The 19,748-nt window shown below is 67.4% G+C and carries 16 protein-coding genes and 1 tRNA gene; 8 read left to right on the top strand and 9 right to left on the bottom strand.

Annotated elements, in window-relative coordinates; translation table 11 throughout:
• Positions 1 to 190: 190 nt before the first annotated feature.
• From FPZ61_RS10645 to sfsA, 3 genes are all read right to left on the bottom strand, one after another.
• Positions 191 to 1,387 carry a 4-hydroxy-3-methylbut-2-enyl diphosphate reductase gene (locus FPZ61_RS10645; RefSeq protein WP_185466544.1) on the bottom strand — a complete coding sequence of 399 codons (1,197 nt, stop codon included), beginning with the start codon at positions 1,385 to 1,387 and terminating at the stop codon, positions 191 to 193.
• Between the two features lie 125 nt (positions 1,388 to 1,512).
• Positions 1,513 to 2,970 (bottom strand): ammonium transporter, encoded by a 1,458-nt coding sequence (locus tag FPZ61_RS10650; RefSeq protein ID WP_185466546.1) that lies wholly within the window; start codon positions 2,968 to 2,970, stop codon positions 1,513 to 1,515.
• A gap of 106 nt (positions 2,971 to 3,076) precedes the next feature.
• Entirely contained in the window at positions 3,077 to 3,910 is an 834-nt protein-coding gene (sfsA, locus tag FPZ61_RS10655) for a DNA/RNA nuclease SfsA (protein ID WP_185466548.1), read from the bottom strand.
• 71 nt (positions 3,911 to 3,981) lie between these two features.
• Here sfsA and murJ point away from each other — a divergent pair, with 71 nt between their 5' ends.
• On the top strand, positions 3,982 to 5,595 hold the full coding sequence (gene murJ, locus FPZ61_RS10660; protein WP_185466550.1) for a murein biosynthesis integral membrane protein MurJ: 1,614 nt from the start codon (positions 3,982 to 3,984) through the stop codon (positions 5,593 to 5,595).
• Here murJ and FPZ61_RS10665 read toward each other — a convergent pair.
• The 3 genes from FPZ61_RS10665 to FPZ61_RS10675 all read right to left on the bottom strand — a co-directional run bounded on the left by FPZ61_RS10665 (position 5,579) and on the right by FPZ61_RS10675 (position 6,489).
• On the bottom strand, positions 5,579 to 5,845 hold the full coding sequence (locus FPZ61_RS10665) for a cytochrome-c oxidase (protein WP_185466551.1): 267 nt from the start codon (positions 5,843 to 5,845) through the stop codon (positions 5,579 to 5,581). The genes murJ and FPZ61_RS10665 overlap by 17 nt on opposite strands.
• Before the next feature lie 80 nt (positions 5,846 to 5,925).
• Positions 5,926 to 6,216: a DUF3181 family protein gene (locus FPZ61_RS10670; RefSeq protein WP_185466553.1), complete on the bottom strand. Its 291-nt coding sequence runs from the start codon at positions 6,214 to 6,216 to the stop codon at positions 5,926 to 5,928.
• Between the two features lie 15 nt (positions 6,217 to 6,231).
• Positions 6,232 to 6,489 (bottom strand): hypothetical protein, encoded by a 258-nt coding sequence (locus FPZ61_RS10675; protein WP_185474825.1) that lies wholly within the window; start codon positions 6,487 to 6,489, stop codon positions 6,232 to 6,234.
• Positions 6,490 to 6,586: 97 nt separating this feature from the next.
• Between FPZ61_RS10675 and FPZ61_RS10680 the strand changes: the two genes are divergently transcribed.
• From FPZ61_RS10680 to FPZ61_RS10705, 6 genes are all read left to right on the top strand, one after another.
• A tRNA-Arg gene (locus FPZ61_RS10680) sits at positions 6,587 to 6,660 on the top strand.
• Between the two features lie 151 nt (positions 6,661 to 6,811).
• Positions 6,812 to 8,101 (top strand): serine hydroxymethyltransferase, encoded by a 1,290-nt coding sequence (gene glyA / locus FPZ61_RS10685; protein ID WP_304623098.1) that lies wholly within the window; start codon positions 6,812 to 6,814, stop codon positions 8,099 to 8,101.
• Between the two features lie 143 nt (positions 8,102 to 8,244).
• Complete coding sequence (locus FPZ61_RS10690; protein WP_185466633.1) at positions 8,245 to 9,405, top strand: MraY family glycosyltransferase; 1,161 nt, start codon at positions 8,245 to 8,247, stop codon at positions 9,403 to 9,405.
• Complete coding sequence (locus FPZ61_RS10695; protein WP_185466557.1) at positions 9,380 to 10,726, top strand: competence/damage-inducible protein A; 1,347 nt, start codon at positions 9,380 to 9,382, stop codon at positions 10,724 to 10,726. The genes FPZ61_RS10690 and FPZ61_RS10695 overlap by 26 nt, the downstream gene beginning before the upstream one ends.
• 29 nt (positions 10,727 to 10,755) lie before the next feature.
• Positions 10,756 to 12,231 carry a 3-isopropylmalate dehydratase large subunit gene (gene leuC, locus FPZ61_RS10700; protein WP_370593426.1) on the top strand — a complete coding sequence of 492 codons (1,476 nt, stop codon included), beginning with the start codon at positions 10,756 to 10,758 and terminating at the stop codon, positions 12,229 to 12,231.
• Positions 12,228 to 12,872: a 3-isopropylmalate dehydratase small subunit 2 gene (locus FPZ61_RS10705; protein WP_185466560.1), complete on the top strand. Its 645-nt coding sequence runs from the start codon at positions 12,228 to 12,230 to the stop codon at positions 12,870 to 12,872. Before leuC ends, FPZ61_RS10705 begins: the two co-directional genes overlap by 4 nt.
• Positions 12,873 to 12,875: 3 nt before the next feature.
• Here FPZ61_RS10705 and FPZ61_RS10710 read toward each other — a convergent pair whose 3' ends face one another.
• Together FPZ61_RS10710 and FPZ61_RS10715 are read right to left on the bottom strand one after the other, a co-directional pair.
• Positions 12,876 to 16,130 (bottom strand): DUF3769 domain-containing protein, encoded by a 3,255-nt coding sequence (locus FPZ61_RS10710; protein WP_370594285.1) that lies wholly within the window; start codon positions 16,128 to 16,130, stop codon positions 12,876 to 12,878.
• 101 nt (positions 16,131 to 16,231) lie between these two features.
• Positions 16,232 to 16,351 (bottom strand): photosystem II reaction center protein I, encoded by a 120-nt coding sequence (locus FPZ61_RS10715; protein WP_006172424.1) that lies wholly within the window; start codon positions 16,349 to 16,351, stop codon positions 16,232 to 16,234.
• A gap of 101 nt (positions 16,352 to 16,452) precedes the next feature.
• Here FPZ61_RS10715 and FPZ61_RS10720 point away from each other — a divergent pair, with 101 nt between their 5' ends.
• A complete protein-coding gene (locus FPZ61_RS10720; RefSeq protein ID WP_185474826.1) occupies positions 16,453 to 19,452 on the top strand; it encodes an alpha-mannosidase in 3,000 nt (999 codons plus the stop codon).
• Here FPZ61_RS10720 and psbN read toward each other — a convergent pair.
• Positions 19,421 to 19,561, bottom strand: a complete 141-nt coding sequence (psbN, locus tag FPZ61_RS10725) for a photosystem II reaction center protein PsbN (protein ID WP_006172418.1) — start codon at positions 19,559 to 19,561, stop codon at positions 19,421 to 19,423. The genes FPZ61_RS10720 and psbN overlap by 32 nt on opposite strands.
• Positions 19,562 to 19,748: the final 187 nt, after the last annotated feature.

Consider the following 19,748-nt stretch of genomic DNA (forward strand, 5'->3'; position numbering starts at 1 on the left):
TCATGGGCAGGGGCCACAGCTGTCGAGGCGTCGCGGGACAGGGCGGTGCTCAAAACTGTTCGATCTCCTCGATGCCCGAGCGGGAACCCCGTGGTTGCGGGAGCCGATGAACCAATGTAACTGCGGGCTGAGCGGGCGATCGCAGCGCTTGTGACAGCAACGGTGCTGAAGGATCAGGGCTTCTCGGCGCTCAGCTGCCGCAGAGTTCCATCAGGTGGCGGATCACGTCCTCCACCACCCGGTCAGGCGTGGAGGCGCCGGAGGTGATACCCACCCGCAGGGGACCTTCCGGCAGGAAGGGCGCCACCAGCTCCAGATCGCCCCCCAGGGGCATGTGCTCGATGCGGTTGCCCGGCCCGATTCGCTCGGGGGTGTCGATGTGGAAGGAGCGGATGCCGCGGCTGATGGCGATCTCCTGCAGGTGTGTGGTGTTCGAAGAGTTGTAGCCGCCGATGACCACCATCAGATCGAGCGGTTCATCCACCAGGGAGAACATGGCGTCCTGCCGCTCCTGGGTGGCGTCGCAGATGGTGTTGAAGGCCAGGAAGTGGTCGTTGAGCTCGGCAGGGCCGTAGCGCTGCAGCATGGTGCGCTCGAACAACCGGCCGATTTCCTCGGTTTCGCTCTTGAGCATCGTGGTCTGGTTCGCCACCCCGACACGAACCAGGTCGAGGTCGGGATCGAAGCCGGGCGAGGAGGCTTTGGCGAAATGAGACATGAAGGCCTGGCGATCACCCTTGCCCAGGATGTAGTCGCAGACCATCTGGGCCTCGGCCAGATCCAGAACCACCAGGTAAGTGCCGGCGAAGGAGCTGGTGGCGAGGGTTTCCTCGTGCTTCACCTTCCCGTGGATGATCGAGCTGAAGGCGTGCTTCTTGTGCTTCTCCACGGTGTTCCACACCTTCGACACCCAGGGGCAGGTGGTGTCGACGATGTGGCAGCCCCGCTCGTTCAGCAGCTGCATCTCCTGCACAGTGGCGCCGAAGGCCGGCAGGATCACCACGTCACCGGTCCCCACCTCGGAAAAGTCCTTCACTCCCTCCTCAACACGGATGAAGCGCACATTCATGTCGCGCAGGTGGGCGTTCACCGAGGGGTTGTGGATGATTTCGTTGGTGATCCAGATCCGCTCACTGGGGTAGTGACGTCGGGTTTCGTAGGCCATGGCCACGGCCCGCTCCACCCCCCAGCAGAACCCGAAGGCCTCAGCGAGACGAACGGTCAGGCGGCCATGCCGCAGCTCGTATCCATTCTCCCGGATCGTGGCGATCAGTTCGCTCTGGTAGGCCTGCTCCAGGCTGACCGCCACCTGCTCGCCGAGGCCGAAGCCGCGGCGGTTGTAGCGCTCGGAGTGGTGCAGCGAGCGTTTGAAGGCGCGGGTATCCATGGCGTCGCCGCAGGGCAGGCAGGTGCCGACTCTATGGGCTGGTGCCCATCGACGGGCGAAAAAAAGCCCCGGTCGAAACCGGGGCCAGAGGTGACCGTGGGGTCGGAATTGAAAGAGCTGAGGGGTCAGTTTGCCGTGGAGGCGAAGTCGGGGTAGGCCTCCATGCCGTGCTCGGAGATGTCGAGACCTTCGATCTCTTCCTGCTCGCTGACACGGATGCCCCCGAAGAGGGAACCGATGATCGACCAGAGGATCAGCGATGACACGGCAGCAAAGATGCCGTAAGCCAGAACCCCAACGATCTGGTAGCCAAACTGGCCTAAGCCATGGCCATAGAACAGACCTTTGTCCTGGTTGAACAGGCCAACGGCCAGGGTTCCCCACATGCCACAGGTGCCGTGTACCGAAAAGGCGCCTACAGGATCATCGATGTTCATCGAATCGAGAATCGCCACGGAGAAGACCACCAGACCACCACCGATGAAGCCGGCGACCCAGGAACCCGCCATGGAGAAGCCATCACAACCGGCGGTGACGCTCACCAGACCGGCAAGGATGCCGTTGATGGTCATGGTGAGATCAGGCTTGCTGCCGCGGATCTGGGAAACCAGAGTCCCTGAGATGGCACCACCGGCTGCACCGAGGGTGGTGGTGACAGCCACGTAGGGAACGGTCTCGTCCATCGCCAACACCGAACCGGGGTTGAAGCCATACCAGCCGATCCACAGAATCAGGCAGCCGAGGGTGGCCAGGGCCATGCTGTGGCCAGGCAGGGCCTGGGTCTTGCCACCGACGAATTTCCCGATCCGGGGGCCGAGAAGAATGGCGCCGACCAGGCCGGCCCAGGCACCGAAGGAGTGAACGATCGAGGAGCCGGCAAAGTCAATGAAGCCGCCGTTCTCACCACCGAGGGTGGAGAGCCAGCCTCCATTCCACTGCCAGGATCCGGAGATGGGATAGAGGAAGCCCACCAGCACCAGGGAGAACACCACGAACTCACCGAACTTGATCCGCTCAGCAACAAGACCGGAAACGATCGTTGCGGCGGTGGCGGCGAAGGCGACCTGGAAGAAGAAATCGACAGTCGGAACAAGTGAGGCTTCCGTGACCATGTCCGGGGTTACCGCTGGGTCGAAGAAGAGGCCCTTGAAGAACAGCCAGCCATCAACAACGGCATCGCCATACATGATGGAATACCCGACGAACCAGTAAGCCGTTGCGGCAAGCGCAAAAACAATCAGGTTCTTGAGAAGGATGTTGACGGCATTCTTCTGGCGACACATTCCTGATTCCACCATGGCGAAGCCCGCGTTCATGAAAACGACGAGGATCGCTGCGATGAAGATGAAAAGGTTGTTGATCAGAAAGGCTGGTGTCAGGTCAGGCAGCTCGGCGGCCCTGGCTGAGAGCGTGAATACGCCAAGGCCGAATAGGGCCAGGGGCACACAGGCCAGCCAGGTGAGCGTGCGGGGATTGGAGAGCCCACGGATGCTGCGGAGCAGCAGTTCGGGAGCCTCAAGCAAACTCGCCTCCTGGAGACGCCGCGGCCGGCGTCGCCCAGGGGCGTGAGGAGCAACTGTCATGGAGCGGAACGTCGCACAGAATTTTGCGGAAAGTGATGGATCACGCCCGGAAGCGTTCCTACAGGGCAAAAGTGCGCGAAGTGGAACCAACCGCTGGTGGCATCCGCTACAAAATTCCCGATCCGTTCACGCAGGGATGGGCCTCGGGCTCCTGAGGCACCAGTTCCGCCACGCCGATCCAGGTCACGGCCTCGGCGCTGAAGCGGTAGCGCAGAGGTAGCACCTCCACTCCCGCTGCCAGGGCCTGCCGGAACAGCTCGCCGTAGCGGGGATCGGCCGAATCCCCGGGCGCGAAGCGCGTGACGTCGGCGCGGCTGAGGCAGGGAACCAGCAGGCCCCTGGCTTCGGGGCCAACCGCCATCAGCTCGCGCAGGTGCTTCTGTCCCCTCTCGGTGACCGTATCCGGGAACAGGGCCAGATCCCCCCGGCTCCAGGTGGTGTTCTTGACCTCCAGGTAGATCGGCCGCGGATCGGTGGCCTCGGCTGCAGGGCTCAGGAGCAGATCGATCCGACTGCGACGGCCTTGGCCGTAGGCCACCTCGGCACGGATCGAGCCGATCGGTCCCAGCCATGGCTTCAGGCAGCCCGCTTCGATCGTGGCCCTCACCAGCCTGTTGGGCAGGGCCGTGTTCACCCCCACCCAGCAGGGCTCACCGTCGCTGCCGGGCACCAGGGCCTGCTCCCAGGTCCAGGCCAGCTTGCGTTCCGGTCTGGGGTCGTGGCGCAGGCGCACCCGCCCGCCCGGGTGGAGAACCCCGGTCATGGGACCGGTGTTGGGGCAATGGGCCGTCACCACCTGGCCATCGGGCAGTTCCACATCCGCCAGGAAGCGCTTGTACCGCCGCAGCAGCACGCCCTCCACCAGGTTCTGCAGCGGCAGGATCTGCGTTCCGTCGGCCTGGGCACCGGCACGGCCGTGGCTGTTCTGGGGGACCGGCATCGATTCAGGGGCTGGCCTTGGGCGGCAGGGTGGAGAATCCCACGGTGGATGGGGGCCGACGGCCTGACCGGATGGCGAAATCCCTGCGGCGCATCGCCCTGATCGTGGCGGTGGCGACCGGCCTGAGCAAGGTGGCGGGTCTGCTGCGCCAGCAGGTGATCGCCGCCGCCTTCGGGGTGGGGGCCGCCTACGACGCGTACAACTATGCCTATGTGCTGCCGGGATTCCTGCTGATCCTGCTGGGAGGCATCAACGGGCCCTTTCACAGCGCCATGGTCAGCGTGCTGGCCCGCCGCCCCCGCCAAGAGGGCGCCCACGTGCTGGCGGCCATCAACACGCTTGTGGGCGTGGGCCTGCTGGTGGTGACGGTGCTGCTGCTCGTTGCCGCTGATCCCCTGATCACCCTGGTGGGGCCTGGGCTGGATGCGGAGCGCCATGCCATCGCCGTGGTGCAGCTGCGCTGGATGGCGCCGATGGCCCTGTTCGCCGGGCTGATCGGCCTGGGCTTCGGGGCTCTCAATGCGGCCGATGTCTTCTGGCTGCCTTCGGTGAGCCCACTGGTGTCGAGCGTGGCGATGATCGCCGGCATCGGCCTGCTCTGGTTTCAGCTGGGTGCCGCGATTGCTCTGCCGGCCACGGCGGTGCTGGGGGGGATCGTGCTGGCGGCCTCCACCACCCTGGGGGCTGTGTTGCAGTGGCTGATCCAGTTACCGGCCCTGGCGAAGCAGGGCCTGCATCGCTTCCAGCTGGTGTGGGACTGGCAGCACCCGGGCGTGCGTGAGGTGCTGCAGGTGATGGGCCCGGCCACCCTCTCCTCGGGGATGCTGCAGATCAACGTCTTCACCGACCTGTTCTTCGCCTCCGGCATCGTCGGGGCCGCCGCTGGCCTGGGCTACGCGAACCTGCTGGTGCAGACGCCCCTCGGCCTGCTCTCCAACGCGTTGCTGGTGCCGCTGCTGCCGGTCTTCGCCCGACTCACGGCCCCGGCGGATCGCCCGGCCCTGGTGGACAGGATCCGCCAGGGCCTGATGCTCTCCACCGCCAGCATGATGCCGCTGGGGGCCCTGTTCGTGGCCCTGGCCGTTCCGATCGTGGCTGTGGTCTACGAGCGGGGGGCGTTCGATAGGGGAGCGGCGCTGCTGGTGGCCAGCCTGCTGATGGCCTACGGCGTGGGCATGCCGGCCTATCTGGGTCGGGACGTGCTCGTGCGGGTGTTCTACGCCCTTGGGGACGGCACGACGCCGTTCCGTTTCTCCATGGCCGGCATCGGCTTCAACGTGATCTTCGACTGGGTGCTGGTGGGCGGTCCCAGCCCCTGGGGGCTTCAGCTGCCTGGGCTCAACTTCGGGGCTCCAGGCCTGGTGCTGGCCACAGTGGGGGTCAACCTGCTCACCTGTGCCGGCTTGCTGCTGGCCCTGCAGCGACGTCTGGGACGCCTGCCCCTGAGGGTCTGGGGCCGCGACAGTCTGCTGCTGCTGCTGGCGGCCGTGGCCGGGGGGCTGGCCGCCTGGGCGCTCTCAGGACTTGTGGCCTGGCCGGACGGGCTGCTGGGCCAACTGCTGCAGTGCGGTCTGAGTGCCGGACTGGGACTGGGTCTCTACGGGCTGCTGGCGAGCTGGGCGGGTGTGCCGGAGGCCCGAGATCTGGCCCGACAGATGGCTGGCCGTCTCAGTCGGGGTTCGTGATGGTCACCCGTCGCTCCTCGCGCACCTGCACCGGGATCTCCAGGTGACTGCGTCCCAGCATCTGAGGGCCATCCACCGAGAAGATCCGCGCCTCGATGCCGAAGTCCCGAAAGGCGTTCTCCAGTTCCTGAATCAATGCCTTCTCCACCTGGGCCTCGGCGTCGACGACCTTGCCGATCAGGCGACCTCCCAGCGGGCCGATGCGCTGCCTGACCACCTCACGGGCATTGGTGACCTCGATGACCAGCATCCAACGCCTGCAACGGGTTTGACCTTATCCGCAGGTCAACGCCAAGGCCGGCACTGTCGTGCTTCTTCAGCCGGGCCGGCTCAGCGACCCACGTTCTCCAGCACGTCCTCGAGATCCCGCAACTGCCCTGGGGGCAGCAGGCGGGCCAGGGGCAGGCGGCCTGAGCCTCCACCGATCGGCACCTGCACCGCCTCGAGGGCCTGGCGGGCGCAGACCCCAGGCCCCTGATCGAGCCGGGCGGAGCATTCGATCGCCAGGGTCATCGCCAGACCCGCGTCACCCAGGTAGAGATGCCAGCCGGCCACCTGGATGTAGAGGCGATCCGCCAGGGCCAGGCTCAGCTCCTCGAGTTCGCTTGCCGTCAGGCTCACGGGGGTGGTGTGCGCTCAGCCTTCACCTTGCTCCAGCCCGTTGGCCTGTGGTCGCAACCGCAACACGATGATGAGGTGCAGCAGCCAGCCAGCCCCCCAGGCCAGAGTCAGCCAGCTCAGATGCTGCCAGGGATGGCGCAGCCGCTGCACGAACCAAAGACCACTGTTTACGGCAGCGAACAGGCCGCCATGGAGGCAGAGGTTCACGATCCGCTCGTAGTGGCGGTAGGTGGGATCGGAGGTGTCGGCGGGGCCGTACCAGCGGATCGGCATGGGGGAGGGGAGACGCAGCGTCTGCGGTGGCTGGCCCGATTGTGCCCGGACGACAGTTGACGGATGGCCCCCCCGTGCGGTGAGAATGAAACCGCAGGCGCTTGTAGCTCAGCGGATTAGAGCATCTGACTACGGATCAGAGGGTCGGGAGTTCGAATCTCTCCAGGCGCGCTTGTCAACCGTCCGTACAGGGCGGTTTTTTTTGGCAATTCATCCCCCCGGCTCCCCCCTGGTGATGCCCCTGCCGGCCAGGACACCCGGGCCAGCGGGCGCGCCGGGGTGATTTCTTACGATGCACTTCTCGCGCCTTTTCGTCGACGCCATGGTGGATGCCACCGGTACGCCCCTGAACCAGTCCCTGGCGGCCGGTGACCCAGCCATCGCCGCCCTGATCGGCCGGGAACTGGAGCGACAGCAGAGTCACCTCGAGCTGATTGCCAGCGAGAATTTCACCTCCAGGGCCGTGATGGAGGCCCAGGGGTCGGTGCTCACCAACAAGTACGCCGAAGGCCTGCCCCACAAGCGCTACTACGGAGGCTGCGAGCACGTCGACGCGATCGAGGAGCTGGCGATCGCCCGGGCCCGGCAGCTGTTCGGTGCCGCCTGGGCGAATGTGCAGCCCCACAGCGGCGCCCAGGCCAACTTCGCGGTGTTCCTGGCCCTGCTTCAGCCCGGCGACACGATCCTGGGCATGGACCTCTCCCATGGCGGCCATCTCACCCATGGCTCACCGGTGAATGTCTCTGGCAAGTGGTTCAAGGCCGTCCATTACGGCGTCGATCCCCACACCCACCAGCTCGACTACGACGCCATCCGGGCTCTGGCGGAGCAGCACCGCCCCAGGCTGATCATCTGCGGCTACTCCGCCTATCCCCGCACGATTGATTTCGCGGCCTTCCGCTCGATCGCCGATTCCGTTGATGCCTTCCTGCTGGCCGACATGGCCCACATCGCCGGCCTGGTGGCGACGGGAGCCCACCCCAGCCCCATCCCCCATTGCCATGTGGTCACCACCACCACCCACAAGACCCTGCGCGGCCCCCGCGGCGGCCTCATCCTCTGCAATGACGCAGAGTTCGGCAAGCGCTTCGACAAGGCCGTCTTCCCCGGCAGCCAGGGGGGGCCCCTGGAGCATGTGGTGGCGGCAAAGGCGGTGGCCTTCGGCGAGGCCCTGCAGCCGGCCTTCAGGGCCTACAGCCAGCAGGTGATCCGCAATGCCCAGGCCCTGGCCGCTCGGATCCAGGAGCGCGGCATCGCCGTGGTTTCCGGCGGCACCGACAATCACCTGGTGCTGCTCGATCTGCGCTCAATCGGCCTCACCGGCAAGGTGGCCGACCTTCTGGTGAGTGAGGTGAACATCACGGCCAACAAGAACACCGTGCCGTTCGACCCTGAATCGCCCTTCGTCACCAGTGGCCTGCGCCTCGGCACAGCCGCCCTCACCACCCGTGGCTTTGATGCCGAGGATTTCATTGAGGTGGCCGATGTGATCGCTGATCGCCTGCTCCATCCCGACGACAGCGTCATCGAGCTGCGCTGCCGTGAGCGGGTGCGTGCGCTCTGTCAGCGCCATCCGCTCTACGCACCCAGCCGCATACCCCTGCCCGCCTGACCCCGGCTGCCTAAGCTTCCTACTCGATCCGGTCCTTGCATGGCTCGCCCCGCGACGTTGCCACCAGCGTTGCCCAGCCCAGGGCCGTGCTCCCTTTTCAGGCTGCTGGCCGACCCTGGAGCCCCGATGCGGGGCCGAGGGGCGTGACGATGGCCTCCAGCCCGCTGGCCGCGGCCCTGCTGACCTTTGTGATCGCCGCCCTGCTCACGGCGCTGATCGTGCCACTGGTGCGCTGGATGGGGCTCCGCTACGGCCTGTTCGATCCACCCGATTCGCGCAAACAGCACGACATCCCGATGGTGCGGCTGGGAGGCATCGGCATGGTGGTTGGTTTTTCCCTGGCCCTGGCGATCACCTGGGCCCTGGGAGGGTTCGGCACCGTGGCTCCCGACCGGGATCAGCTGATCTGGACCACCCTGGCCGGCGCACTCTGTTATTTCGTGATCGGTCTGGCCGATGACCTCTTCGCCCTGCCGCCCCTGCCGCGCCTTGCCGGCCAGGTAGCCGTGGCCGTGGTGGTCTGGAGTGAGGGCGTACGGATCGGAGCAATCGATCTGCCGCTGGGCCTGTTCGGCCTGCCGTCCCTGGCCTTCCCCCTGCCCGATGGGCTCAGCCTGCTGGCCACGGTGATCTGGTTGGTGGGCATCACCAACGCCATCAACTGGATCGATGGACTCGATGGACTGGCCGCCGGCGTCGGTGGCATTGCCGCCGTCGGGCTGCTCTCGGTGAGTTTCAGCCTGCAGCAGAGCGCAGCCGGTCTGCTGGCGGCCTCCCTGGCCGGAGCCTGCCTCGGCTTCCTCCGCCACAATTTCAATCCCGCCCGCATCTTCATGGGCGATGGCGGGTCCTATTTCCTCGGCTTCGCCCTGGCGGCGATCAGCATCGTCGGCCCGGCCAAGGGCCTCACCACCGTCAGCCTGCTGTTCCCGCTGCTGATCCTGTCGCTGCCCCTGGCCGACATGTCGGCGGTGATCATGGGCCGTCTCAGCGAAGGTCATTCCCCCTTCTATCCCGACCGTCGCCACCTTCATCACCGCCTGCTACGGGCCGGCTTCAGCCATCGCCGCACGGTCCTGCTGATCTATGCCTTCACCCAGTGGCTGGCTGCCCTGGCCCTGGTGGCGGCCAACGTGGAAATGCGCTTCCTCTGGCTGGCCCTGGCCACCGCCGTGCTGATCGGAGCGGTGCTGGGATCCCGTCGCCAGCGCCACCTGCTGAGTGATCCCACCACCGGCTCAACCACCTCCACCGACTCCTCCCCGTCATTTCCCTGTGATGTCGGCCGTGACCCCCAGCCCTGAGATCGGGCCCCGCCACGGAGGCGACGTCCAGGGCCGCGAAACCCGCTGCACAGAAATCCTCTGCGTCGGCACGGAGCTGCTGCTGGGCAACATCCTCAATGGCAATGCCCGCTGGCTGGCGGAGCAGCTGGCCGGCCTTGGCCTGCCCCACTACCGCCAGACGGTGGTAGGGGACAACCGTGAGCGCCTGATCGCCGAGGTGCGGGAGGCCTCCCGCCGCTGCCGTGTGCTCATCTGCACAGGCGGCCTCGGTCCCACCCCCGATGACCTCACCACCGAGGCCCTGGCCGCCGCCTTCGACACTCCGCTCCAGGAGCGCCCCGAGGTGTGGGGCGACATCCAGACCAAATTCGCCGCCCTGGATCGGACCCCGTCGCCGAGCAACCGCAAGCAGGCCCTCCTACCGGTGGGGGCAGAGCTGTTGCCCAACCCGGTGGGCACGGCTCCCGGCATGATCTGGACCCCCAGGCCCGGTTTCACCCTGCTCACCTTCCCGGGGGTGCCCGCCGAGCTGCGGGCGATGTGGGCCGCCACGGCGGCGCCCTGGCTGAGGGGTCAGGGGCTTGTGGAGGGTGTGTTCTCCAGCCGGATCCTGCGCTTCTGGGGCGCCGGGGAATCACTCCTGGCCGAGCAGGTGGCCGACCTGCTGGAGCTGGAGAACCCCACCGTGGCCCCCTACGCCGGCACCGGCGAGGTGAAACTGCGGATCACGGCCCAGGCACCCACGCTCCAGCAGGCCGAGCAGCTTCTTGCCCCAGTGGAAGCCGAGCTGATCCAGCGGCTGGGGTCCTGGTTCTACGGGATCGATGACGACAGCCAGGCCTCTCTCTGCCTGGAGCTGTTGCGGCGGCGGGCGGAGACACTGGCGGTGGCGGAATCGTGCACGGGCGGGGGGCTGGGTGCGGCACTGACGGCGGTGCCCGGGGCTTCAGATGTGTTCCTCGGCGGGGTGATCGCCTACGCCAACGTCGTCAAGCAGCAGTTGCTGGAGGTGCCTGCCGCCATGCTCGAAGCCCATGGGGCCGTGAGCGATCCGGTCGCGATTGCCATGGCCGAAGGGGCGCGGCGGGTCACGGGCAGCACCTGGGCCCTGGCCCTGACCGGCGTGGCCGGCCCCGGTGGTGGCAGCCCCGGCAAGCCGGTGGGGTTGGTCCACATCGCCCTGGCGGGCCCCGGGGGCAGCACCAGTGAGGGGGTGCGTTTCGGTGGAGGCCGCAGCCGCGACTGGATTCAGACGGTCAGCGTCGGCGAAGCCCTCAACCGCCTCAGGCGTCGTCTGCTGGCGGAGACTGAGGCGAAGGGCCTGGCCCTTGCGCCCTAGGTTGGTCCGTCTTGGGCATCGGAGGCACGGTGAGCGCCGGCACGCTGTACGATAAGGTCTGGGACCTGCACCGCGTGGCGGAGCTGCCTGGAGGGTCCACCCAACTGTTCATCGGTCTGCACCTGATTCATGAGGTGACCAGCCCCCAGGCCTTCGCGGCCCTGAAGGAGCTTGGACTGGGCGTGCGTCATCCCGAGCGCACCGTGGCCACGGTTGATCACATCGTGCCCACCACCTCCCAGGCGCGTCCCTTCGCCGACCCCCTCGCTGAGGAGATGCTCGCCACGCTGGAGCGCAACTGCGCTGAGCACGGCATCACCCTCCATGCCCTCGGCAGCGGCCGTCAGGGGATCGTGCACGTGATTGCACCGGAGCTGGGCCTGAGTCAGCCGGGAATGACGATCGCCTGCGGTGATTCCCACACCTCCACCCATGGAGCCTTCGGGGCGATCGCCTTCGGCATCGGCACCAGCCAGGTGCGCGATGTGCTCGCCAGCCAGAGCCTGGCGATGAACAAGCTGAAAGTGCGCCGGATTCTGGTGGAGGGCACTCTGCAGCCGGGGGTATTCGCCAAGGACCTGATCCTCCACGTGATCCGCAGCCTGGGGGTGAAGGGGGGTGTGGGATTCGCCTATGAATTCGCCGGATCCTGCATCGAGTCCCTCTCGATGGAGGAACGCATGACCCTGTGCAACATGGCGATCGAGGGGGGCGCCCGCTGCGGTTACGTCAACCCCGACGCCACCACCTTCGCTTACATCAAAGGCAGGCCCTTCGCCCCGGAGGGGGCGGCCTGGGATCGGGCGGTGACCTGGTGGAGTGCCCTGGCCAGCGGCCCTGACGCCCGTTTCGACGACGAGGTGCGTTTTGAGGCCGCCACGATCCCCCCCACCATCACCTGGGGGATCACACCGGGTCAGGGGATCGGGGTCGATGAAGCTGTGCCCACCCCCGAGCAGATGCCCGCGGAGGAGCGCCCGATCGCCGAGGAGGCCTACCACTACATGGGCCTGGCGCCGGGAGCTCCGATCCTGGGACTGCCGGTGGATGTCTGTTTCATCGGCAGCTGCACCAATGGCCGCCTGAGTGATCTGCGAGCGGCGGCGGCGGTGGCTCTTGGTCGCCATGTGGCCCCGGGCATCAAGGCTTTTGTGGTGCCCGGCTCCGAGCAGGTGGCCGCCCTGGCCGAGGCCGAGGGGCTTGACACCCTGTTCGAGAAGGCGGGCTTCGAATGGCGTGAACCCGGCTGCTCGATGTGCCTGGCGATGAACCCTGACCGGCTCGAGGGTCGCCAGATCAGCGCCAGCTCCAGCAACCGCAATTTCAAGGGCCGCCAGGGCTCAGCCTCCGGCCGTACCCTGCTGATGAGCCCGGCGATGGTGGCCGCGGCGGCCGTCACCGGCCAGGTGAGCGATGTGCGGGAGCTGCTGGAGAGCCACCCCGTGGCTGGGTCCGCTTCGGCCGAGCCTCGGCCCGTTGCCATCTCCCCATCCCCGTTGCCATGAGCGCTTCGCCCTTTCCCTTCGGCCCGATCCCTGAGGTCGCTGGCCGCATCGTCGTCGTCGCCGGCGACGACATCGACACGGACCGGATCATTCCGGCCCGTTTCCTGAAGTGCGTCACTTTCGAGGGGCTGGCCGAGGGGGCCTTCGCAGACGACCGCCTCGAGCTGGCCGGCTCCCACCCCTTCGATCGCCCCGAGCATCAGGGGGCCACGATCCTGGTGGTCAATCGAAATTTCGGCTGCGGCTCCAGCCGGGAGCATGCGCCCCAGGCCCTGATGCGCTGGGGAATCCGAGCCGTGGTGGGCGAGAGTTTCGCCGAGATCTTCTTCGGCAACTGCCTGGCTTTGGGGATCCCCTGCCTCAGCGCTGATCACGCCACGATCCTTGCGCTGCAGCAGCAGGCGCTCGCCGATCCTGCCGCCTGCTTTCTGCTCGATCTGGCTTCGGCGGAGATCCGCGGCCAGGCTCCTGCAGCGGGCCTGGAGCCAGCGCAGCGATGGGACCTCTCCATGGCGGCTGGTCCACAACAGATGTTGCTCAGCGGCCAGTGGAATGCCACCGGCCAGCTGCTCTCCCACGAGGAGGAGCTGCAGCGGACGGCAGCACGGTTGCCCTATCTGGCCACCTTCGCCCTGGGCTGAGGCTCAGAACGGGGTCCGCCGTCCTGTTGCCCCTCGGAGCTCCGGTCGGTAAGGGGCAAACGGAACCCCCGTGCCCTTGAAGCCGAAGTCGTTGAGGCGCACCCGCACACCGCCGATGCCCTCGTAGGGGCTGTAGAAAACGCTGAAGGCATAGGAACGGCGCTGCCAGCGCAGCTCCACATAGGACCCGGTCACTTCGCCGTAGTTCTCGGAAGCTGGATCGACGTTGATGCCAACCCCCCCGTCGAACAGAAGCGGACCGGCGATCTGCTGGGTGAGACCGATGCCCACCGTGCCCAGATCCACAGCGGCGTCGAAGCTGAAGGGGCTGAGGCCGTCACGGAGGGTGATGCCGCCGGTGATCGTGAGCTGGGTGAAATCAAAGAAGCGCTTGTTGAAGTGCCCCAGGGTGAGGGTGGGCCCCCCGGAGAACGAGAAGGTGTTCTGGTAGGACCCGTCGCCGAAGTAAGCCGCACTGCCCGAGAGATTGGTGCTCAGGGTCAGGCCAGGCACGATCGGCTCGGGGGAGTAGCGCAGGGCGCCCTCCGGGGTGGATGGCAGTGCCTTGCCTCGCCAAAGCCGGAGGGAGCTGTTCAGCGACCCCACTGCATTGGCCCGCCAGAGCTGGGCGAAATTTCTGGATTCCTCCCCGCTGTTGAGGAATTCGTTGCTCTGGTAGTTGCCAAGGCCCAACCGCCAGAAGTAGCGGTTGGTCAGCCGGCCCCAGTTCGGCAGGTTGTCGTCTTTCTCCAGTGAGGCGCCGTAAGCCGAGTAGACGTCCTGCTCACCGAGTGTTCCATTCCAGATCCGGAAGCGATAGGCCCCGAACAGACGGGCCGTGGTGTTGCCCACCAGGGGCAGGGTGATGTTGCGGTCCAACTGGCCCCAGCTGCGGGTGCCGTTGGCGATGTTCTCGGGATTGAAGGTGGAGACATCCAGATTCAGGCTGGCGTCGAAACCCAGCAGCGGCGTCTTCAGCCTGGCCTCCAGACCGAAGAGGTCCCCCAGGGTGTTGTCCTGGCTGACGGAGGGTCCACCGGCCTGGCCGCCAGGGCGGGGGTAGCTGTCGGTGGTGCCCTGGTAAGCGCGCTCGAGCATGAACTGGGGCTCCAGTTCCAGGGTTCCTTTCTCCCCGATCCGGATCGGCTTCAGGCGCCGGCCCACGTAGAGGCCGTCACGGTCGTCCTGATCAACTCCCAGAACCCAGCGGTTCTCCACTTCCTGTTGCTTGCGGATGCGGGTTCGTGAGCTGACGGGAATGGCGAAACGGTCTTCGAGGATCAGCCGATTGCGCTTGGAGGTGATCAGGAGGTCGCCGTTGGTGTCCTGGTTGACCACCACCTGATCCGCATCCATCCACGACTGGGAGGGCGTGAAGGGGTCGTTGCTGAAACTGGCGCGGTCGCTGCGCCAGCCATTGGGGGTGAGCACGATCCGGGCCGCCTGATAGCGCAGGTGGGTGAGGGTTCCCTGCACCGCCTGGCGGTTCTTCTCCGAGCGCAGGCGCCGCACCTGGCGCGGCGTTGCAGGGCCGAAGTCGCTGTTCTGATCGGAGGTCAGGTCGTCGTTGCCGCCCACTTGCCCGCGACGCTCGATCACCAGCCCTTCGCGCTTTCGTACGTCGGAGATCCTTTGCTCGATGGTGGCGGCGGCGGCGGCCCGGCGTTGCTCCTGCTCGCGCATGGCCCGGAACGAGGGCCGCTCGTCCTGGGGTGGGTCCGTGCTGTCGTCTGGGGTTGGTGTTTCTTGCTCCCGTACCGGTGCCTCGCCGCCCATGGCCACCTGTTCGAGGGCCTCCGGCAGGGAGCGGGGGAGATCCGGCGGCTCCGCTCCGCGGTTGGGACATCCTTTGGCCGGCCGCAGGCTGGCCTGGGGATCATCCGTGGGCTCCGGATCCCCTCCGAAGCGATAGCGCAGGCCGAGCAGGTAGGCGTTGCTGCCTTCCCGGACACCGTTGTAGGTGCCGAAGGCGCCGGAGCGGTGATGAATTCTGCCCACCATCGACCACTGGGGCGAGAAGGAGCCCTCGATCTCAAAACCGAGGTAGTTCAGAAACCGGGCCGACCTCTCCCGGTAGGTGTCTTCGTAGTTGCTGAGGTTGGTGTTGAGACTCACCCCCTGCACGAACCCCAGGCTGAGCCAGGGCTGCAGCCAGGCTCTCAGCCCGATGCCTGCGGTGAATTCGCCGAAGGTCTGTGCCGAGGTGGAGAGGTTGGCCACCTCGCTGGCGGTGAAGGGTCTTGTGTAGCGACCGCCCCTCTGGGCCGAGGCCCAGTGGCCGAGGGCATTGAAGTCCAGTTCCAGGGCGAACGGTCCGGATTTGATCAACCGCTTCTGCAGGCCGGCGCCCAGCACCCGCTCCGGGCGGAAGACGCCCTGGCCGAAGAAGGTCTGGCCGAAATCGGAGTGGAACATCTGTCCGCCCCAGAGGGTGGCGCTCCAGGGGTGGGGGTGCCAGTCGGGAATCTCCGGCAGCACCGTCGGGCAGGCGATCGGCGCGGGCTCAGGCAGCGGGATGGAGGGGGCCTGCTCGGGGTCGAGGTCCTCCAGGCTGGTCTCCAGATCGAGAACGCCGTAGACGTCCTCCATCTCCCCTTCCCCTTCGATCAGGCTGTAGCGGAGCATGCTGGCCTGCACGTACTGCTGGCCGCGCCAGAAGCGCACGCTGCCCGTGGCATAGAGGGTGCGGGTGGTGGTGTCGTACTCGAGACGATCCGCCATCAACCGGCCTCCGGCCAGAACCGCTTTGGCGTTGCCGGTGGCCACATAGCGGTTGATCACCAGGTCGAACCCCTGCTGATCAGCGCTGATCTCCAGTTCCTTGGGAGGAGTCTTGTCGGGGGAGTTCAGCCCGTCGTCGTCGCCGGCGGCCTCGGGCGTGGGCGGTTCGGCTGGACTCGCGCTCGGTTCGGGCTCGAGCTCAGCAGGGCTGGTCTCGACGGTGCCGGAGTCAGTCTCCAGCTCGTCGATCTTGAGCGAGTTGCTTTCCAGAGAGTTCGTCTCAATGCCTCTGCCGTCGGCGGACACGGGCCCGGATTCCGCCCCCGCACGGTCCTGCGGGGGTGGCGGGGTCTGAGCGGGTGCGCCCTGGTGCTGGGCTTCAGCAGCGAGCGGGTCGGTAGCGCCGGCTCCCGCTTCACTGACGATGGCTGGGGTGGACTCTGACTCCAGGGTCCTGGCCCGGCTCACCGCCGGTGTTGCCAGGGTTGCCGCGCCCACGAGTCCGATGGCCCATCGGATAAGCGTTGCTGAGGGCACCACGTCTCCAGGACCGCGGCCGATCCTGCCATGCCCTGGTTGGCGCGGGGGGCTCTCTCAGGTGGGTTGAGGCAGTGACCCCACCCGACCGGAGCGTGGATTCAGTCTTCGAGGTCTTTGCGGCTGGGGGTGCGGCTGGGATCACTGGCCAGAAAGCCGAAGACGAAGATGCCGATGAAGAAGAAAACGACCGAGTAAACGGAGATCTTGAGGGCGAGCATGAATCCGTCCGGCGGGTGACAGGGAGTGACAGGCGCCAGGTGGGGCCTGAACGACCCTTCGGCAGCCGCATCATCCTATGGGTCACTGACGGCCGGGATCGATGACGCAGGGCCTGGACCCCCAGCAACCCCCCGAGATTGAAACGTTTCGATCACGTTCGAGGCTCGATCTGCTCTCCGTCTGGCAGCGGCGTGGCCCTGATGGTTCCTGGCAGGGAGCCCTGGCCGACCCCTGGGCTCGGCTCCATCGCCCCGACTGGCATGCCCGCGGTCTGATCGCCTGGCCGCGGGGCGGGCTGACACAGCATCTGGTGCTGGAGCTGAGCTGTCCTCCCAACTGGCGGGGCCGGTCCCCGGCACGCGCCCGGTTGGCCTTGCGCTGGTGGGCCACCGCCGCCGAGCTGCGGGTCGATGGCCGCACGGTTCACCGTGGTGACCTGTTCGACAGCTCCTGCCGCTGGGCTCTTCCGCAGCACTGGTGGCAGGGGCAGCCCCTGCGCCTGGAGCTGGAGCTGCGCAGTCCACTGCACGACGACGGCGCCCTGATCCTCAGCGCGATCGAGGCGGAGCCCCTCGATCCGTCGGACCCTGATGGTCTGCTGACGGCCACACGGCTGGAGCTGGAGCAGCTGCGCCAGCCCTTCCAAGGTGTGGCCGGCAGCTTCCATCTGCTCGGCCACGCCCATCTGGACCTGGCCTGGCTCTGGCCGGTGGCCGACACCTGGCAGGCCGCTGAACGCACCTTCCGCTCAGCCCTCGATCTGATCGACCACCACCCCGACCTGCACTTCGGCCATTCCACCCCGGCGCTGTATGCCTGGCTGGAGCGGCACCGTCCCGCCCTGTTCGCGCGGATCCGCGCCGCGATGCGCGCCGGCCGCTGGGAGCCGCTCAACGGCCCCTGGGTGGAAGCCGATTGCGTGCTGGTCGGCACCGCCTCCCTCCTGCGGCAGTTTCAGGAAGGACAGGCCTACAGCCGCCGGACCTTCCCGGAGTGGGAGCATCAGCTGGCCTGGCTTCCCGACAGTTTCGGCTTCAGCGCCGGCCTGCCGGCGGTGGCGGCGGCCACGGGCGTGCGCTGGTTCTGCACCCACAAGCTGGCCTGGAACGCCACCACCCCCTTCCCCCACCGTTTGTTCCGCTGGCGCAGTCGCTGTGGCGCTGAGGTGCTGGCCCTGATGACCGCCCCCATCGGCACCGACGGGGATCCACTGGCCATGGAGCGCTACCGGCTGGCGTGGCAGGAGGCCACGGGAGACTCCACAGCTCTCTGGCTGCCGGGGGTCGGGGACCACGGTGGCGGACCCACCCGCGAAATGCTGGAGCAGCTGGATCTGTGGCGCAACAACGATGCCACCGCTCCGCAGCGGCACGGCAGCCTGCGCGACTACCTGCAGCGGCTTGAGCCCCTCAGCCGTCAGCTTCCAGTCTGGCGCGATGAGCTCTACCTGGAGCTGCATCGCGGTTGCGCCACCAGCCGCCCCGACCAGAAACGCCACAACCGCACCCTGGAGCGGTTGCTGCGCGAGGCCGACCTGGCCGGCGCCCTGCTCGGGGCCACGGGTGAGAGATCAGAGACCTCCGGCTGGACTGAGCTTCTCTTCCAGCAGTTCCACGACATCCTGCCGGGCACCTCCATTCCCGAGGTGTTCGAGCAGGCTGAACCCCAGTGGCGGGCGTCCCGCCGCCGGGCGTCCCGCTGTCGTGATCGATCGTTGCGCGCCTGGCTGGAGCCTGCTGGTGCTGGTGCCGTTGCTCAGGCTCAGGGGGGCTCCAGAGCGGTGGAGTCGTGGTGGTGGGCCCAGCTGCAGCCCCTGCCGGCGGCCCCCCTCACCCTGCGCTTTCCCGCGGGCCGCTGGAGCCTGGAGGAGCAGCCCCTGCCCTTTCAGCCCGTCGCATCGGGAGGTCACTGGGTGCAGCTGCCCTCCCCCGCCGGCGTGGCGGTGCTGCGGCTGCAGCGACACCGCTCCGGCTCCGGCCCGGACCCTCTGCCTGCCACCCACGAAAACTCGATCGAGAATCCGGTGCAACTGGAGACCCTCGCCGCCGGCGAGCGCTGGCGGCTGGGCAATGGCCTGATCTGGGCTCAGCTCGGTCCGCTGGGCCTCGAGCAACTCTGGGGGGGCGACCACAGCCCACAGCTGGCTGGACCGCTGCAGTGGCGGCGTTGGCTGGATCGGGGCGAGTTCTGGGATGCCTGGGATCTGGCCGACGATTACCGCCAGCACCCCCTGCCCCTCGACTGGGAACCTGGTCCGGCGCTGGCGGAAGTCGGTCCGCTCTGCTGCCGGCTGGTCTGGCGCGGCCGCTGCGGCGCCAGTGCCCTGCGCCTTGATCTGCAGCTGCGGGCCGGCTGCCCCTGGCTCGATCTCACCCTGCGGGTCGACTGGCGCCAGCGCCATGAATTGCTGCGGCTGGAGCTGCCCCTGCAGCATCCGGCCGTGCGCTGGGCCGCCGACACCGGTGCCGGTGTGATCGAGCGGGCCGCTGCGGCCACCAATGCGCGCGAAGCGAGCCGCTGGGAGGTGCCGGCGATCAGCTGGGTGGCGAGCCAGGCCGCCACCGGTGGATTGGCGGTGCTGCTCGATGGGCCGCAGGGGGGTTCAGCGTGTCCGGAGGCTCTGGGGGTGTCCCTGCTGCGCGGTCCGACCTGGCCGGATCCTGGCGCCGACAACGGAGCTCAGCGCCTGCGCCTGGCTCTGATGCCCTGCGGCGAGGGCTGGCGTCAGGCTGGTGTGGCGGCTGCGGCGGTCCGCTTCCGGGAGCCGTGCTGGCTGCGGCCGGCCTTCTCTGCGGGAGAAGTCATGCCTGGCTCAGTGCTGGAGCTGGGTCACCGCGATCTGCGTCTGATCTCCCTTGAGCGCGAAGGCGGTGACGGTCTGGCTCGGCTGACGGTGCAGAACCTCTCTCCCTGCCGTCACCAGCTGGAGCTGGGAGCCGACTGGCAGGTGCTGGAGCGCCTCGATGGGCTCGGGAATCCGCTCCCCTCTTCTGCCGGAGGGGAGGACGTTGCACCAGAGTCCGAAGGGCGCACCCGCGTGGGGCCTTGGCAACTGGCCAGCTGGCGGATCAGTCGTCGTGGTCGTCGAAGGGATCCGTGAGCTGTTTCGAGGGCGGCCCGAAGGCGGTGTAGACGCCGAAGCCGGTGAGGGCGAGGAGGGCCACCAGAACGGTGATCGCCACGGAGATGGCTGGGGAGGTTTCGCTCAAGGGTGGTGGTGGAGGGGGACAGACCGGAGAAGATCCGGGATGCGGCGGTGAGGGGGTTGTGCAGCGGAGCCATCGGCCGAAGCCCAACGGCGAACCGGACCGTCACAACTCTCGGCGAGGGCTGCGCCGGTGAACCCTCGCCCCTTACAGTAACGGCCCCATCCCATGTGCCAGAGAGGACACCACA

Origin of the sequence: Synechococcus sp. BSA11S (assembly GCF_014224355.1) — a bacterium.
GTDB lineage: Bacteria > Cyanobacteriota > Cyanobacteriia > PCC-6307 > Cyanobiaceae > Regnicoccus_A.